This window comes from Methylobacterium sp. J-090 (assembly GCF_022829345.1).
Taxonomy (GTDB): domain Bacteria; phylum Pseudomonadota; class Alphaproteobacteria; order Rhizobiales; family Beijerinckiaceae; genus Methylobacterium.
On the sequence record NZ_JAKSXV010000063.1, the window covers coordinates 48184 to 64720 of the forward strand.

Consider the following 16537-nt stretch of genomic DNA (forward strand, 5'->3'; position numbering starts at 1 on the left):
AAGTGAGGTGACACCATGAGCAGCAACGACGTCCACCTGCCGGATATCGGCGACTTCAAGAACGTGCCCGTCATCGAGGTCAGCGTCAGCCCCGGCGACGTGATCTCCGTCGACGACGTCATCATCGTCCTCGAATCCGACAAGGCGACCATGGACATCCCGTCCCCGGTCGCCGGCACCGTCGCGGAGGTGAAGATCAAGGCCGGCGATACGGTCAGCCAGGGCGACCTGATCCTGGTGATGGCGGGCGCCGCCGCCGCTACGGGTTCGCCCAAACCCACCGTCACGGACACCACGAGCACGGGCGGAGCGGGGGCGCCCGCAGCGGCCGGCGCCCACGCGCCGGGCGAGGGTCAGGCCGGCTACGGCTCGGCCGCGACCCAGGGCGGCAACGGTGCCCAGAAGGCCCCCGCGCCCAAGGGCGCGGCCCCGGTCTCCGGCGAGGAGATGCGGGCGCAGGTGCTCGTCATCGGCGCGGGACCGGGCGGCTACACCGCCGCGTTCCGGGCGGCCGATCTCGGCCAGTCCGTGGTGCTCGTCGAGCGCTGGCCGAGTCTGGGCGGCGTCTGCCTCAACGTCGGCTGCATTCCGTCCAAGGCCCTGCTGCACGCGGCCAAGGTGATCGACGAGAGCCACGCCATGGCGGCGCACGGCATCTCCTTCACCGCGCCGCAGATCGACATCGACAAGCTTCGCGAATGGAAGGACGGCGTCGTCAAGCGCCTCACCGGCGGCCTCTCGGGCCTCGCCAAGCAGCGCAAGGTCACGGTGGTGACGGGCGAAGCCCGCTTCGTCAGCCCCAACCAGGTCGCGGTGGAGCATGAGGGCCAGACCCGAATCATCGGCTTCGACCACGCCATCATCGCCGCCGGCTCCGAGCCGGTGCAGATGCCGTTCATCCCGCACGACGACAAGCGGGTCATCGACTCGACGGGGGCGCTGGAACTCGACGGCGTTCCAGGCCGCCTCCTCGTGATCGGCGGCGGCATCATCGGGCTCGAGATGGCCACCGTCTACCACGCGCTGGGCTCGAAGGTGACCATCGTCGAGTTGATGGACCAGATCATCCCGGGTGCTGACAAGGACATGGTCACGCCGCTGATGAAGCGCATCAGCAAGCAGTACGAGGCGATCCACCTCAAGGCCAAGGTCACGGCCGTCGAGGCGACGCCGGAGGGATTGAAGGTCTCGTTCGAGGGCGGCACCGCGCCGGCGACCGACATCTTCGACAAGGTACTGGTCTCGGTCGGGCGGCGCCCCAACGGCAAGCGCATCGGCGCGGAGGCGGCCGGTGTGGCCGTGGACGAGCGCGGCTTCATCGCCGTCGACAAGCAGATGCGCACCAACGTGCCCCACATCTTCGCCATCGGCGACGTGGTCGGCCAGCCTATGCTGGCCCACAAGGCGACGCACGAGGGCAAGGTCGCGGCCGAGGTGGCCGCCGGCAAGACCAGCGTCTTCGACGCCAAGGTGATCCCGTCCGTCGCCTATACCGATCCGGAAGTGGCCTGGGTCGGCATGACGGAGAACGAGGCCAAGGCGAAGGGGATCAAGGTCGGCAAGGGCGTCTTCCCCTGGGCTGCCTCCGGACGCTCCCTGGCGCTCGGCCGCGAGGAGGGCCTGACCAAGGTCCTGTTCGACCCCGAGACCGACCGCATCCTCGGCTGCGGCATCGTCGGGCCGTCCGCCGGCGACCTCATCGCGGAAGCCGCGCTCGCCATCGAGATGGGGGCGGATGCCGAGGATATCGGCCTGACCATCCACCCGCACCCGACCCTGTCCGAGACCATCGGGCTGGCGGCCGAGGCCTTCGAGGGCACCATCACCGACCTCTACATGCCCAGGAAGGACGGGGCCAAGAAAGCCCACTGACTTCCTTCGAACCGGCGCGGCGCCCCTTTCGGGGGCCGCGCCGACAGGACGACCCAGCCTCCGTGCCATGCGGCCCGGGGGACGGGGACGGCCGTGCCAAGCACGGACAGGGGGTGTGGCCCGCGACCGGCCCCCTCGCGTCCCCCATCAGCAACCGACGCGTGGACCCGACGAGATCATGAGCAACGAAGCAGACCTGCGGGCGCCCGGCGCCGTCGCCAATGCCGATGCGGGCACCGAGGCCGCCCTGGAGCGCGCCGCCCTCGACTACCACCGCTTTCCCACGCCCGGTAAGATCTCGGTCCAGCCGACCAAGGACATGTCGACCCAGCGCGACCTCGCGCTCGCCTATTCGCCCGGCGTCGCGGCCGCCTGCATGGCGATCAAGCACGACCCGGAGGAGGCCTACAACCTGACCTCGCGCGGCAACCTCGTCGCGGTGATCACCAACGGCACCGCGGTGCTGGGGCTCGGCAATATCGGCGCGCTCGCCGGCAAGCCGGTGATGGAGGGCAAGGGCTGCCTGTTCAAGAAGTTCGCCGGCATCGACGTGTTCGACATCGAGATCGACGAGACCGATCCCGAGAAGCTCATCGAGATCATCGCCCGCCTGGAGCCGACCTTCGGCGGCATCAACCTCGAGGACATCAAGGCCCCCGAGTGCTTCACCATCGAGACCCGCCTGCGCGAGCGGATGAAGATCCCGGTGTTCCACGACGACCAGCACGGCACCGCCATCGTGGCGGCGGCCGCTCTGCTCAACGCCCTGCAGGTGGTGGGCAAGCCCATCGAACAGGTCCGCCTCGTCTGTTCGGGCGCCGGAGCCGCGGCCATCGCCTGCCTCAACATCCTCGTCGGCCTCGGGCTGGCGCGGGAGAACATCCTCGTCTGCGACAGCCGCGGCGTGGTCTCCACCGACCGCCTCGCCTCCCTCGATGCACAGAAGGCGGCCTACGCCCGGGACACGCAGGCCCGCACCCTGGCCGACGCCATCGTCGGGGCGGACATCTTCCTCGGCGTGTCGCAGGGCGGCGTCCTGAAGCCCGAGATGGTCGCCGGCATGGCGGACAAGCCCATCATCCTGGCGCTCGCCAATCCCGATCCGGAGATCCTGCCCGACCTCGCCCGGTCCGTGCGGCCGGACTGCCTCATGGCCACGGGCCGCTCGGACTACCCGAACCAGGTCAACAACGTCCTGTGCTTCCCGTTCATCTTCCGGGGCGCGCTGGATGTCGGTGCCACCGAGATCAACGAGGCGATGAAGCTCGCCGCCGTGCGCGCCATCGCCGAGCTCGTCCACGCCGAATCCTCCGACGTAGTCAGCGCCGCCTACGGCGCGCAGGACCTGAGCTTCGGCCCGGACTACCTCATCCCGCGCCCGTTCGATCCACGCCTCATCACCTCCGTCGCCCCCGCCGTCGCCAGGGCCGCCATGGAAAGCGGTGTCGCCGCGCGGCCCATCGCGGATCTCGACGCCTACCGGCGCTCGCTCCAGCGCTTCGTCTACACCTCCGGCACGGTGATGCAGCCGGTCTTCGCGGCGGCCTCCAGAGCCGGCCTCAAGCGCGTCGCCTTCGCCGAGGGCGAGGACGACCGGGTGCTGCGCGCCGCCCAGGTGGTGGCCGACGAGCGCCTCGCGCTCCCGGTCCTCGTCGGCCGGCCGGACGTCATCGCCGCGCGGATCAAGGCCCTCAGCCTGCGCCTCACCATCGGGCAGGACGTCGAGGTCGCCGAGGCGAGCGGGGACGCCACCCGCGCGGCGGCCACGATGCTTCGGGAGGGGCGGATCGACGGCCTGCTCTGCGGCACCACCGGCACCTACGCGGCGCATCTGGCGCAGGTTTCCGAGGTGATCGGCCGAGCCCCGGGCGCCGAACAGCTCGCCGCCATGGGCCTGCTGCAGCTGCCGCGCCACACGGTCTTCATCTGCGATCCCTACATCCACGCCGATCCGAGCGCGGAGGAGATCGCCGGGATGACGGTGCTGGCGGCGGCCGAGATGCGGCGCTTCGGCCAGACCCCGCGCGTCGCCCTCGTGTCGCATTCGAGCTTCGGGAGTGCCGACGACGCGGAGGCGCGGAAGATGCGGGACGCCCTCGGGCTCATCCGCGCCCGCGCGCCCGACCTCGAGATCGACGGCGAGATGTCGGCGGACGCGGCCCTGAACCGGACGATCCTCACCCGAATCAAGCCGGATTCCGCCCTGACGGCGGAAGCCAACCTCCTGATCATGCCGAACCTGGGCGCGGCCAACATCACCTTCAACGCCCTCAAGGTGGTGTCCGGCCAGGGCGTCTCCATCGGCCCGATCCTCCTCGGGGCGGCCAAGCCCGTGCACATCCTCACGCCCACGGCCACCGTGCGCGGCATCGTCAACATGACGGCCCTGACGGCGGTCGCGGCGTCGACGGAGGGCTGAGGGCCTACCCGCGCGCCCACTCTCACGGGCGCGCGGTCCGAGACTTCAAACGGAGGGCGAAGCCTTGTCCGGCACGGGCCCCGGCCGGGCGCGGCCGAAATCGGCTTCCGCGGTCTCCTGGCCCATGGCGACGATGCCCTTACGGATGGTGCGGGTGCGGCTGAAGAGTTCGTGGAGGGCATCACCGTCGCCCCAGCGGATGGCGCGGGCCAGCGCCGCGAGATCCTCGTTGAAGCGCCCGAGCATCTCCAGGACCGCGTCCTTGTTGGTCAGGAACACGTCGCGCCACATGGTCGGATCGGAGGCGGCGATGCGGGTGAAATCGCGGAACCCGCCGGCCGAGAACTTGATCACTTCCGATTGCGTCACCGCCTCCAGATCAGCGGCGGTGCCGACGATGTTGAAGGCGATGAGGTGCGGCACGTGGCTGGTGATGGCGAGTACGAGGTCGTGGTGCTCGGGCGTCATGGTCTCGACGATGGCGCCGAGCCCCTCCCAAAACGCCTGGACCCGGGCGCTCGCCGCCGCATCGGTGCCGTCGGGCGGTGTGAGGATGCACCAGCGCCCGGAGAACAGGGTCGAGAACCCGGCATCCGGCCCGGAATACTCCGTCCCGGCCACGGGGTGAGCCGGCACGAAGGCAACGCCGTCCGGCAGGTGCGGCGCCACGGCGGCGACCACGGAGGCCTTCACCGACCCGACATCGGAGACGATGGCACCGGATTTCAGGGCCGCCCCCATGGCCTCGGCCACGGCACCGACGGCGCCGACCGGCACGCACAGGATCACGAGGTCCGCCCCCGCCACCCCGGCCGCGACGTCGTCCGTCGCCGTGTCGGCGAGGCCGAGCGCCCGCACGCGCGCCAGCACGCCCGGATCGCGATCGATGGCCACGATGGTCCGGGCGAGCCCGTACTGGCGCGCGCCCCGGGCGATGGACGAGCCGATGAGCCCGAGGCCGACGATGGCGAGGGTATCGATCTCGGTCTCAGGCACGCGGCGCGGCCTTCAGGAAGTCGGCGAGCGCGGCCACGAAGGCGCGGTTGGCCTCCGCGCTGCCGACGGTGACGCGCAGGGCGTGGGGCAGGCCGTAGGACGAGATCCGCCGGACGATGATCCCGCGCGTCGTCAGGAACGCGTCCGCCTCCGCGGCCGTGCGCCCGGCCTCGTCCGGAAAATGCACGAGGAGGAAGTTGGCGACGCTCGGCGTCGCCGTCAGCCCGAGATCCGTCACCGCTCGGCCGAGCCAGGCCAGCCAGGTGTCGTTGTGGGCCACCGCCGCCGCCACGTGCGCCTCGTCGGCGATGGCCGCGGCGCCCGCCGCGATGCCGGGCCCCGAGAGGTTGAACGGCCCCCGGATGCGATTGACCGCGTCGGCCACCTCGGCCGGGGCGACCATCCAGCCGATGCGTAAGGCGGCCAGACCGTGGATCTTCGAGAAGGTCCGGGTCATCACCACGTTCTGGGATTCGAGCACGAGGTCGAGGCCGGCGCTGTAATCGTTGGCGCGGACATACTCGGCATAGGCCCCGTCGAGGACGAGGAGGACGTGCGGCGGCAGGCCGGCCTGCAGGCGGCGGACCTCGTCGAAGGGCAGGTAGGTGCCCGTCGGGTTGTTGGGGTTGGCGAGGTAGACGATCTTCGTGCGCGGCGTCACGGCGGCCAGCATGGCGTCGACATCGGCCGTGAGGTCGCGCTCGGGCACCACCACGGGGGTGCCGCCCGCGGCCAGGATGGCGATGCGGTAGACGAGGAAACCGTGCGCGCAGAAGATGCCCTCGTCGCCCGGTCCCATGTAGGCGTAGGCGAGGAAGGACAGGAGTTCGTCCGACCCGGCGCCACAGACGATGCGGGCGGGGTCGAGGCCGTAGCGCCGGCCGATGGCCTCGCGCAGGCGGCCGGAGGTGCCGTCCGGATAGAGTTCGAGCTTGGCCGACGCCTCCTGCAGGGCGGCGAGCGCCTGCGGGCTCGGCCCCAGGGGCGTCTCGTTGGAGGAGAGCTTGTGGACCTTGTGCGCCCCCGGCGCGCCGCTCTTGCCGGGCACGTAGGCCTCGATGGCGAGGACGCCCGGGCGGGGCACCGGGCGGGCGGAGACGAGCGTATCAGGGGACATGAGACGGGCCGGGGTGATCGCGAGGGCACCGTCTAGCAAAGCCGGTGGGGCTTGACGAGCGCGGGGCCGCTCACCGCCCCTTGCGCAGGGGCCGGACGAAGCCGGGGCCGCCCGGGACGAAGCCGGTGGCGCGGCAGAACGCGTCGAGGTCGGTCAGCTCCGGCGGCGCCACGAGCTCGAGGGTGTCGCACTCGGCCATGCGGGCGGCCTGGGAGGCGGCCTTCAGGAGGAGCCGCCCGACGCCGCGCCGGCGCTGCTCGGCGCCCACGAACAGGGTGGTGACCTGCGCCACCGGCCGGGGCTCCGTGAGGGTCCGGTACCAGTGCAGCACCACGAGGCCGCTCGGCGGCCCCCATTCCTGGGCGATGAGCGCCACACCGGCGCCCGTCCGCATCGCCTCCAGGCGTTCGGCCAGGGGGTCGGACGGAACCGCGAGCCCCGTCTCGGCGAGCAGCACGGCGAGGCCCGGCGCCTCGGCGGCACTCGCGGCGCGGATTTCCAGGCCGTAGCGGCTTCCCAACGCGTGTTCCGATCTATGTCCCGCCGGTCCGCGCCTCGGACCAGGCCCGGTCGCGCTCGCCTTGAGCGGCCCGGATGGCGGCGCTCTGGCGCTCCTGCTCGGCGTGGACGGCCCGCAGGCGCCGCGCCTCGCGCTCCGCCATCTTGCGCCGGCGCGTCTCGGCGGCAAGCTTCTGGGCCTGCAATTCCGCGACGGTGATCGGCTCGGGCTGGGTCTTGGGCGCCTGCCAGGCGTAATGCGGCGCCGGGCGCGGCGTCGCGGTGCCCCGCCGCGCCGTCCCGAACGCCTCGGCCTCGGCCAGGGTCAGGCCGGCGGCGGCGGCGATGCGGATGGCGGCGGCACGGCCGGCGGCGCGCTCGCCCGGGGTGGCGCCGCGCTCCATCAGGGTCCGGCACTTGGCGAACCGTTCGCGGTCGAGGGCCACCGGACCGCTCAGCGCTTCTTGTTGCCGCGGGGGCCGGTCGAGACCGGCGTGTTCACCCGGTTCTCGTCGAAGAGCTTGCGCCAGCGCGACAGGCGCTCGGGGTCGAGGCTGCCCTCGGCCACCGCCGCCTGGACGGCGCAGCCGGGCTCGTGTGCGTGGGTGCAGTCCCGGAACCGGCACCGGGGCGCCAACTCGACGATCTCGGCGAACAGGGTCTCGATCCCCTCGGCCGCATCGCTGACATGGAGCGTGCGCATCCCCGGCGTGTCGATGACCCAGCCACCGCCCGCGATGGCGTGGAGGGAGCGCGCCGTGGTGGTGTGGCGGCCCTTGGAGTCGTGCTCGCGGATGTCGCCGGTGAGCTGGGGCTCATCCACGCCGTCGCCCGCCAGGGTGTTGACCAGGGTCGACTTGCCGACCCCGGAGGAGCCGACCAGGGCCACGGTCCGGCCGGGACCGCACCACGGCGCCAGGGCCTCGGCGGCCCCCGGTTCGCGGGGGTTGAGGATCACCACGGGCAGGTCGCGCTGGAGGGCCTCGGCCTCGCGGCGATAGGTCTCGGCATCGGCCGCCGTGTCGGCCTTGGTGAGCAGGATCACCGGCTCGGTCCCGGCCTGGTTGGCCAGCGCCAGGTAGCGCTCCAGACGGCCGACGTTGAAGTCGGCGTTGCACGAGGTGACGACGAACAGGGTGTCGACGTTGGCCGCCGCGAGTTGCGGGACCTTGGAGCCCTCGACGCGGCGGGCCAGCAGCGTCCGCCGTTCCAGTCGGCCCTGCAGGGCGCGGGCGGCGGGATCGATGAGCACCCAGTCGCCGACGGCGTAGGCGCCGGTATTGGTGTGGTGGGCCAGGGCGAGCTTGATCGGACCGTCCGGCCTGATGGCGCTCATACGCGAGCGGTGAACCATGCTGATCCGGGCGGGCACGCCCGGCCTGTCCGCGACCTGATCGGCGAAGAAGGCGGACCAGCCCATGGCAACCAGGTCGGCAGGCAGATCTGTCATGGGCTCACGCAACGGTCGAAGATCCTCGGACGTGACATCCCGCGACGACGGACGAAGAAATTCCGAACGGAAACATTCTATTGCGCCGGCAAGTGGACAGTTTGCAGCCCTGCGGGGCAGCACCTCGCAGCGACGAGGCCGAGCGTGGTCACCACGACGCACCTCCCCTCTACACGTTTTCGGCCCGGGATGCGGGTTCCGTCGAGGTCCATCCCCGGCGACACACGGTTTCGTTGACGCTCGGCAAGGCGCACACTACCTCCCTCTCTACCCGACGCGACGGCTCCGTGCGCCGCCGGGACGATGCCTGCCCTCCTCCGAACGGACGGCGATCCCCCGGGAACGTCCCGCGACCTCCCCCCGTCAGATTCTCTGTCATGACCATGTCGCTCGATCCGCCCACCCAGACCCGAGCCGAGGCCGTCCCCACGGACGTGCCGCCGGACGTCGACACCAAGGCACCGAACGCTCAGGGGCATCTGGCGCAGTTCGGCCTGGACGAGCCCCTGGCCATGGATGCGGGCGTGGCGCTGGCCCCGTTCCAGATCGCCTACCAGACGGCCGGCACGCTCAACGCCGATCGCTCCAATGCCGTGCTCATCTGCCACGCGCTCACGGGCGACCAGCACTTCGCCCACACCCACCCGGTGACGGGCAAGCGCGGCTGGTGGGAGACCCTGGTGGGGCCGGGCAAGCCCATCGACACGGACCGGTACTTCGTCGTCTGCTCCAACGTTGTCGGCTCGTGCATGGGCTCGACGGGGCCGGCGTCCCTCGATCCGGCGACGGACCGGGCCTATGGCCTCGATTTTCCCCTGGTGACCATCCGCGACATGGTCCGCGCCCAGGCGATGCTCCTCGACCGGCTCGGCATCGAGGACCTGTTCCTCTGTATCGGGGGCTCCATGGGCGGCATGCAGGTGCTGCAATGGGCGGCGCTCTACCCCGAGCGGGTCTTCGCCGCCATGCCCATCGCCACGGGGGCCCGGCACTCGGCTCAGAACATCGCCTTCCACGAAGTCGGTCGGCAGGCGATCATGGCGGACCCGGCCTGGGCCGAGGGGCGCTACCTCGAGGCCGGCACGCGGCCCGCCAAGGGGCTCGGCGTCGCCCGCATGGGCGCGCACATCACCTACCTGTCGGAGCCGGCCCTGCACCGCAAGTTCGGCCGGCGCTTCCAGGGCGGGTCGGCCCCGACCTTCTCGTTCAATGCCGACTTCCAGATCGAAAGCTACCTGCGCCACCAGGGCCTCAGCTTCGTCGAACGGTTCGACGCCAACGCCTACCTGTATCTGACGCGAGCCATGGATTACTTCGATCTCGCCGCCGACCATGGCAGCGTGCTCGCCAACGCCTTCCGGGGCACGAAGACCCGCTTCTGCGTCATGTCGTTCACCTCCGACTGGCTGTTTCCCACGGCCGATTCCCGCGCCATCGTGCACGCCCTCAACGCGGCCTCGGCGGCGGTGGCCTTCGTGGAAGTCGAGAGCGACAAGGGGCACGACGCCTTTCTCCTCGACGAGCCGGTGATGTTCGGGGCCGCGCGCGGCTTCATCGACGCCGCCGCCCGGGCGCGCGGCCTGTGAAGCACTTGCGCGATGTCGCTCCGGCCCCGTGGGATGCCGCCGCCTCGCTCCCGCGCGGCGAACCCGGCGGCGCGCGCGTCGATCACCTCGTCGTGCTCGGCCTCGTGACGCCGGGCGCGCGGGTCCTCGACATCGGCTGCGGCGACGGCACCCTGCTCGCCCTCCTGCGCGACCGGCGCGGCGTCGACGGGCGCGGCATCGAGCTCTCGCGCGAGGGCGTCAACGCCTGCCTCGCGCGCGGCCTGCCGGTGATCCAGGGCGACGCCGACACCGACCTCGAAAACTATCCCGACGATGCCTTCGACGTGGTGGTCCTGTCCCAGACCATCCAGGCGACGCGCAACCCCCGCATCGTCCTGGAGCACCTGTTGCGCATCGGCCGGCAGGTGGTGATCTCGTTCCCGAATTTCGGCCATTGGCGCGTGCGCTCGGAACTGGCCCTGCGCGGCCGGATGCCGGTGACCGCGCTGATGCCGGAGGAATGGTACGAGACTCAGAACATCCACTACTGCACCATCCGCGACTTCGTCGGCCTGTGCCGGACGGTAGGCGCGCGGATCGAGAAAGCCACGGCGCTGGATGCGCGCGGCCGGCCCATGCGGTTCTCGATGCCGTGGTGGGTGTGGAACCTTGTCGGCGCGCAGGGGGTGTTCCTGCTGAGTCTGGGCAAGGACGACGCGCTCGGTGCACCAACGCAGCCCTGAGGAGCGTCAGGTCCGGCGCACGAGGAGGGTCGCGACGTCGTAGGTCACCAAAGCCCCTGCCCCGTCGAAGCGGCGCAGGACCCGCCGCAAGCTGCCCGGCGCAAGGGGGGCACGGCCGTCCGGCGTGCCGGCGCCGATGGCCCGCAGGGCGTTGAGAAAGGCGCGCCCATCCGCATGCGCCTCGACCACGGGCTCACGCGCGACCGCCACGGTGCAGCCCGGGATGCGCAAAGCCGCCAGGTCCGCCACAGCCGGATAGGACGGCGTGGCCGCCTCGAAGCCGAGTTCGGCATGGGCCCGGCGCCACTCGGCGAAGGTGCCGGATGCCAGGGTCGCCACGGCGAGGTGGCCCCCGGGCGCGAGAAGCCCCGCGAGCCGCACCAGGGAGCCGGACAGGTCCTCGAACCATTGCGCGGCCAGACTCGAACAGATCAGATTGAAGCCGGGTGCGAGGCAGGGTCGCTCGCCGTCCATCACCACGAAATCGAGGCCCGTCCCGAGGCGCGCGCGGCAGCGCAGGGCCATGGCGGGGGCGATGTCGGTCGCGAGATACGCACGGGAGGGGATCCGGCGACGCAGGGCCGCCGTCAGGAGACCCGTGCCGCAGCCGATCTCCAGCACGCGCGGCGCGGCGTCCATGGGCAGGGCCGCGATGCGCGCCGCCAGCCCCTCGGCCACCTGCAGCTGGATGCCGGCGGCGCCGTCATAGCCCTCGGCCCCGTCGAAGGCCCGGGCTACAGCCTGCTTCCAGGAACGCATCGCGCGGAGGTTCTTCTGATGGGTGAGCGGTGGCGATAGCCGTAGGGCGGCGTGGGCTCAAGCAGCGCGATGGCATCGGGGCAATCAAACGAGTTCCCCGTACGTCGGCAGGCTGCTGCGCCGATCGGCTTTCACCCTTCCAACGCCCCCTCGATCATCCGTGCCACGGCGAGCGCCTGCCCATCGTCGCCGAAGCGGGCGATGATCTGCACGCCCAGTGGCAAGCCGTCGCCGGGCACCGGCAGGTTGACGCAGGGCACCCCCATCAGGGTCCAGAGACGGTTGAAGCGCGGGTCGCCGGTGCCGGCGAGCCCCGCCGGAGCCCGGCCAGGGGCAGAGAAGGTGAGGAGCGCGTCGAACTCGGAAAAAACGTCCTTGAGGACGCGCCGGGCGCGGTGCGCCGTGCGGCGGGCCGCGTCGTAGTCCGAGGCCGTCAGAGCTTGCGCCCCATCGAGTTCGGCCCGCAGCCCCGGACCGAGGGCGTCGCGGTGGTGGGCATATTCCCAGGCCAGGGCCTGGCGCGCCTCGAAAGCCTGCACGGTCGCCTGGACCGCCCAGGCCTCGGCGAGTTGCGCGGGTAGGATGAGATCGGTGACGGCGGCCCCTGCGGCCTCCGCCGCGCGGGCCGCGCGGCTCAAGGCCGCCACGGCGTCCGGGTCGGCGGGGCCGGCGAAGTCCTGGAGCACGAGGCCGATGCGCGGGGCGGCGATCCCGCCCGGTGCCAGATCGATGGCCGGTCGGTCGGCCAGAAGCGCGAGGGCGTGGGCAACGTCACGGATGCCGGCGCCGAACAGGCCCAGGGTGTCGAGGGCCCACGAGAAGGTCTTCACCCCCACCGTCGGCAGGAGGCGGAACGACGGCTTGATGGCGGCGACACCGCAGAAGGCCGCCGGGCGGATCACCGAGCCCGCCGTCTGGGTGCCGAGCGCGAGCGGCACGAGGCCGGCGGCGACGGCCGCCGCCGAGCCCGAGGACGAGCCGCCCGGGGTATGGCCGGGATCGTGCGGGTTCACCGTCGCGGACGGATCGCGGCTGGCGAACGGGCAGGTCACGGTCTTGGCGAGCGGCACGGCGCCGAGCGACCGCAGGCGGGCGACGATGGCCGCGTCGGCCTTCGGTCGCCAGCCGGCATAGATGGCCGAGCCCATCTCGGTCGGTATGTCGGCGGTGTCGATGATGTCCTTGAGCCCGATGGCGATGCCGGCGAGCGGTCCGTCGCGCGGCACCGCCGGGTCGGAGGCGACGTGGACGAGGGCGCCGAGCCCCGGTTCGCGCGCCGCGATGGCGTCCTGCGCGAGGGCGATGGCGCCGGCCGGATCGAGGGTACCGGCGGCAATGCGGGTGCGGAGATCGACGAGGGACTGCATGGGCCTGGAGTCCGATCCGCCGCGCGATCTGTCAACATGCATCCACAAGCCGGGGTCATGATCCGCAGCGTTGACGGAGCGTTTACGCAAAGCCGCGCATCGTCCTCATCATGTGGCGTAGCGTTCTCGCGTTCTCCGCCCTTGCGCTGTTCGGCGCGGGGCTCACCGGCTGTGCGCTCAACAAGTTTGAGCAGCGCGAGCCTTGGCGTGACCAGACCGAACAGGCCTGCAACGCCAAGCGCCTCGTCGAGACGAGCGAGTTCGTCACCTCGGTGAAAGCCATCGAGGGGCCGGGCGTCTGCGGCATGCTCCAGCCCTACCGGGTCACGCGGATGGGCGGGGGCAGCGTCGCCCTCAAGCAGCGCATGACCCTGGCCTGCCCGGCGCTGGCGGAAGCCGAGGCCTGGCTCGCCGACACGATCCAGCCGGCCGCCGCCCTGTATTTCGGCCAGCCCGTGGCCGAGATCAATGCCGGCACCTATGCCTGCCGGGGCCGCAACAACCAGGTCGGCGCCAAGTTGTCGGAGCATTCCTTCGGCAATGCCCTCGACATCATGTCGTTCAAGCTCGCCGACGGCTACGTCATCACCGTGAAGGGCGGCTGGCGCGGCACCGAAGCCGAGCAAGGCTTTCTGCGCGAAGTCTTTCTCGGCGCCTGCGCACGCTTCTCGACGGTGCTGGCGCCGGGCTCCAACGTCTTCCATTACGATCACATCCACGTGGATCTCGCGCGCCACGACCCGCGCGGCCTGCGCCGGATCTGCCAGCCCCTGATCAAGTTCACGCCCCAGCTCGGTGCCGACGGCACGGCCCGGCCGGTCTCGCGGCCGCGCCCCGTCGAGCGCCTGCCGGCCCCGCCCCAGGCCCCCGTGGACGTGGAGGAGGACGATCCCTACGGCGTCAGCCCCACGTCCCACAACGTGCGCGCCGCGCCGTCCCATCTCGCCCGCGCGCCGGTGGAGGCCCCGTCACACGCCCGGTCCGCGCCGTCCGCCTACGTCGCCGCGCCGGCCCCCCGGCCGCGCCTCGCCACAACCCGGCCCGTGGACGAGCCGGCCCCGGGATTCGAGCGCGAGCCCCTGTCGCTGTCGGCCCCCGGCCTGTCCGGCCCGATCTACTGACGGGCGCGCCACTGTGCCCCCCGTACCCCAGGGCGGGTGAAACCGACCGGCGACGGCGCGTGCAAGCTTGACTCCGGCGGGGCAGCGGCCATCGTTCCGCGCAACCGTACGGACTCCAGCAAAAGATCGCCGGCATGCGCCCGAATCGTCTCTCCAAGACCTTCGCCACCACCGTCGCCCTCGGCCTCGCCCTGGCCGGCGCCCTCCAGCCGGCCTTCGCCCGCTCGGGCCGCGAGGAGATCACCCCCGCCGAGGAGCGCGAGTTCAACTACGACGCCAACATCCCCGGCTGCCAGGCCTCCGAGGTGCTGGAGCGGCTCTCGACGAACTTCGCCGAGAAGGAGCGCAAGTTCTGGAACTCGGCGCTCACCATCGTGAGCTACGAGCGCATCGAGCGCACGGCCTGGCGCCCCTGGGGCCTCGACTTCGTGCCCCGGCGCTACTGCAGCGCGGTCGCCACCACCTCCGACGGAATCCGCCGCAAGGTCGACTATTCCGTGCGCGACGGACTCGGGATCATCGGTGCCGATTGGGGCATCGAGTTCTGCGTCCACGGCCTCGACCGCAACCTCGCCTACGCCTACGCCACGGCCTGCCGCGAAGCCCGTCCGTGAATCTTTTTCGGACAGCCGTTCTGGCCGGTGCCCTGCTGGCGGGCAGCGCCACGGCGGCCCAAGCGCAGGGCTACGACCAGCGCGGCGCGCCGGGCGAATTCGACTTCTACGTCCTCGCCCTGTCGTGGTCGCCGACCTATTGCGACGGGGACGGCGCGCGCCGCGAGGCCGACGGCCAGTGCCGTCCGGGCCGGGGCCTCGGATTCGTCGTCCACGGCCTGTGGCCGCAATACACGCGGGGCTATCCGTCGAACTGCGCCCGCGTCGAGCGCGCGCCGACCCGGCAGGCCATGGAGTTAGCCGGCGAAGTCTATCCGAGCGAGGGCCTGGCCCGCCACGAGTGGCGCCGGCACGGCACCTGTTCGGGCCTCGACCCGGCGGCCTACTTTCGCGCCGCCCGTAACGCCCGCGAGGCGGTGACGATTCCGGACGCGTTCCAAAAACCCGGCGCCGACACCCGCGCCGCGCCCATCGAGATCGCCCGCCAGTTCGTCATGGCCAACCGGGGGCTTCGCCCCGACATGATGTCGGTGGCCTGCGTGCGCGGCCGGCTGCAGGAGGTCCGCATCTGCTTCTCCAAGGATCTGCGCGGCTTCACCCCCTGCCCCGAGGTGGCGCGTCAGAACTGCCGCGCCGGCGAGGTCGCCATCGACGCCGCGCGCTGAAGGTGGATGCTGACGATCGATCTTCGTCATATGCGTCTGCGTAAGGCGCGACAGGCCCCCTCTCCTGAAAGGAGAGGGTTGGGGTGAGGTGTGGGACCTATTCGGAGAGTTCGCACACCTCACCCTGTCCCTCTCCTTCCAGGAGAGGGGACCCGTGCCGTCAGCGGGATCTGCGAATTGCGGAGCGGAAAAAGAGAGATGCCGCGTTGATTGCCTACATCCCGATGCCGCGGCCGGCATCCTAGTTTCACTGCGAGCGGCATGAACTATCGCCACGCCTTTCACGCCGGGAACTTCGCCGACGTCCTCAAGCACCTCGTGCTCACGCGGGTGCTGACGCATCTGCACGCCAAGGCGACGCCGTTCCGGGCCATCGACACCCATGCGGGCCTCGGCTTCTACGACCTCACCGGCGACGAGGCCGGGCGCACGGGCGAGGCGGCGGAGGGCTGGGGCCGCCTCGACACGCCGTTCCCGGAGGCCGTGGAGCACCTGCTCGCCCCCTACCGGGCGGCGGTGGCGGCGGCCCAAGCGCGCCACGGCGCCACCACCTATCCGGGCTCGCCGGCCATCATCCGCGAGTTCCTGCGCGCCACCGACAAGGGCGTGTTCGTCGAGCTGCACCCCGCCGACGCCGAGATCCTGCGGGCGCGCTACAACCAGGATTCGCGCACCAAGGTGATGCACCTCGACGGCTGGACGGCTTTGGGCTCCCTGATCCCGCCGCCCGAGCGGCGCGGCGTCGTGCTCATCGACCCGCCCTACGAGGAACTCGGCGAGATCGACCGCCTCGGGGCGGCGCTGGCCAAGGCCGTGGCGAAGTGGCCGACGGGGACCTACCTCGGCTGGTACCCGATCAAGGACGTGGCCCTGGTGGACACGATGGTGGCCGACCTCCACGGCGCCCTGAACCGCCCGGCCCTGCGCCTCGACCTCCTCGTCAGCGAACCCGACCCGACCCGGCTGAACGGCAACGGCCTCATCGTCGTCAACCCGCCCTGGACACTCGCCGAGGAGGCGATGCTGTTCCTGCCGGCGCTCGCCGAGCGCCTCGCCCGCACCGATTACGGCGCCTTCCGCTGCGAGGCCTTCGGTGCGGTCGCCTGAGACGGTTTCCGACACATCACGTCGGCGCAACGTGTCGCGACGGTCCCCTACGGCTGGGCGGTTCTTGAAGGCAACGGCATTCACACATCGGGCGGGAACCGTGGGTCCCCTCTCCTGGAATGAGAGGGACAGGGTGAGGTGTGCGAACTTTCCGAATAGGTCCCACACCTCACCCCAACCCTCTCCTTCCAGGAGAGGGGGCCTGTTGCGCTTCACGCCTGCTGAGTGCGGCTTTCGGAAAGCGCCATCGAGCGGATGTTTG

15 protein-coding genes are annotated in these 16537 nt (G+C 71.3%); 8 read left to right on the forward strand and 7 right to left on the reverse strand.

Features of this window, described 5'->3' with window-relative positions:
• Nucleotides 1-15: 15 nt before the first annotated feature.
• Both lpdA and MKK49_RS09365 read left to right on the forward strand, forming a co-directional pair.
• Nucleotides 16-1872 (forward strand): dihydrolipoyl dehydrogenase, encoded by a 1857-nt coding sequence (gene lpdA / locus MKK49_RS09360; protein ID WP_244027912.1) that lies wholly within the window; start codon nucleotides 16-18, stop codon nucleotides 1870-1872.
• Between the two features lie 178 nt (nucleotides 1873-2050).
• Nucleotides 2051-4291: an NADP-dependent malic enzyme gene (locus MKK49_RS09365; RefSeq protein WP_244027915.1), complete on the forward strand. Its 2241-nt coding sequence runs from the start codon at nucleotides 2051-2053 to the stop codon at nucleotides 4289-4291.
• Nucleotides 4292-4336: 45 nt separating this feature from the next.
• Here the strand turns inward: MKK49_RS09365 and MKK49_RS09370 are convergent, their stop codons facing one another.
• The 5 genes from MKK49_RS09370 to rsgA form a co-directional block, all read right to left on the reverse strand.
• Nucleotides 4337-5287, reverse strand: coding sequence for a prephenate/arogenate dehydrogenase family protein (locus tag MKK49_RS09370; protein ID WP_244027916.1), 951 nt, complete (start codon nucleotides 5285-5287; stop codon nucleotides 4337-4339).
• On the reverse strand, nucleotides 5280-6404 hold the full coding sequence (locus MKK49_RS09375; protein ID WP_244027917.1) for a pyridoxal phosphate-dependent aminotransferase: 1125 nt from the start codon (nucleotides 6402-6404) through the stop codon (nucleotides 5280-5282). Before MKK49_RS09375 ends, MKK49_RS09370 begins: the two co-directional genes overlap by 8 nt.
• Nucleotides 6405-6474: 70 nt before the next feature.
• Nucleotides 6475-6924 (reverse strand): GNAT family N-acetyltransferase, encoded by a 450-nt coding sequence (locus MKK49_RS09380; RefSeq protein WP_244027918.1) that lies wholly within the window; start codon nucleotides 6922-6924, stop codon nucleotides 6475-6477.
• A 13-nt stretch (nucleotides 6925-6937) separates the two neighbouring features.
• Entirely contained in the window at nucleotides 6938-7348 is a 411-nt protein-coding gene (locus MKK49_RS09385; protein ID WP_244027919.1) for a hypothetical protein, read from the reverse strand.
• Between the two features lie 8 nt (nucleotides 7349-7356).
• The gene (gene rsgA, locus MKK49_RS09390) at nucleotides 7357-8352 is read right to left on the reverse strand and encodes a ribosome small subunit-dependent GTPase A (RefSeq protein WP_244027920.1); all 996 of its coding nucleotides are present in this window, start codon (nucleotides 8350-8352) and stop codon (nucleotides 7357-7359) included.
• Nucleotides 8353-8729: 377 nt separating this feature from the next.
• Here rsgA and MKK49_RS09395 point away from each other — a divergent pair, with 377 nt between their 5' ends.
• Nucleotides 8730-9938 (forward strand): homoserine O-acetyltransferase, encoded by a 1209-nt coding sequence (locus tag MKK49_RS09395; RefSeq protein WP_279595425.1) that lies wholly within the window; start codon nucleotides 8730-8732, stop codon nucleotides 9936-9938.
• Nucleotides 9939-9943: 5 nt separating this feature from the next.
• Nucleotides 9944-10642, forward strand: a complete 699-nt coding sequence (metW, locus tag MKK49_RS09400; RefSeq protein WP_279595426.1) for a methionine biosynthesis protein MetW — start codon at nucleotides 9944-9946, stop codon at nucleotides 10640-10642.
• Between the two features lie 6 nt (nucleotides 10643-10648).
• On the opposite strand, the gene MKK49_RS09405 is transcribed toward metW, so the two are convergent.
• Together MKK49_RS09405 and MKK49_RS09410 are read right to left on the reverse strand one after the other, a co-directional pair.
• A complete protein-coding gene (locus tag MKK49_RS09405; RefSeq protein WP_244027924.1) occupies nucleotides 10649-11401 on the reverse strand; it encodes a methyltransferase domain-containing protein in 753 nt (250 codons plus the stop codon).
• 131 nt (nucleotides 11402-11532) lie between these two features.
• Nucleotides 11533-12768 carry an amidase gene (locus MKK49_RS09410; protein ID WP_244027926.1) on the reverse strand — a complete coding sequence of 412 codons (1236 nt, stop codon included), beginning with the start codon at nucleotides 12766-12768 and terminating at the stop codon, nucleotides 11533-11535.
• Between the two features lie 110 nt (nucleotides 12769-12878).
• Here MKK49_RS09410 and MKK49_RS09415 point away from each other — a divergent pair, with 110 nt between their 5' ends.
• The 4 genes from MKK49_RS09415 to MKK49_RS09430 all read left to right on the forward strand — a co-directional run bounded on the left by MKK49_RS09415 (nucleotide 12879) and on the right by MKK49_RS09430 (nucleotide 16275).
• Nucleotides 12879-13889, forward strand: coding sequence for an extensin family protein (locus tag MKK49_RS09415; RefSeq protein ID WP_244027928.1), 1011 nt, complete (start codon nucleotides 12879-12881; stop codon nucleotides 13887-13889).
• 134 nt (nucleotides 13890-14023) lie between these two features.
• Nucleotides 14024-14503, forward strand: coding sequence for a hypothetical protein (locus MKK49_RS09420; RefSeq protein WP_244027930.1), 480 nt, complete (start codon nucleotides 14024-14026; stop codon nucleotides 14501-14503).
• Nucleotides 14500-15168, forward strand: coding sequence for a ribonuclease T2 family protein (locus MKK49_RS09425; protein ID WP_409565047.1), 669 nt, complete (start codon nucleotides 14500-14502; stop codon nucleotides 15166-15168). Before MKK49_RS09420 ends, MKK49_RS09425 begins: the two co-directional genes overlap by 4 nt.
• A 261-nt stretch (nucleotides 15169-15429) precedes the next feature.
• Nucleotides 15430-16275 carry a 23S rRNA (adenine(2030)-N(6))-methyltransferase RlmJ gene (locus MKK49_RS09430; RefSeq protein WP_244027932.1) on the forward strand — a complete coding sequence of 282 codons (846 nt, stop codon included), beginning with the start codon at nucleotides 15430-15432 and terminating at the stop codon, nucleotides 16273-16275.
• Nucleotides 16276-16537 lie beyond the last annotated feature (262 nt).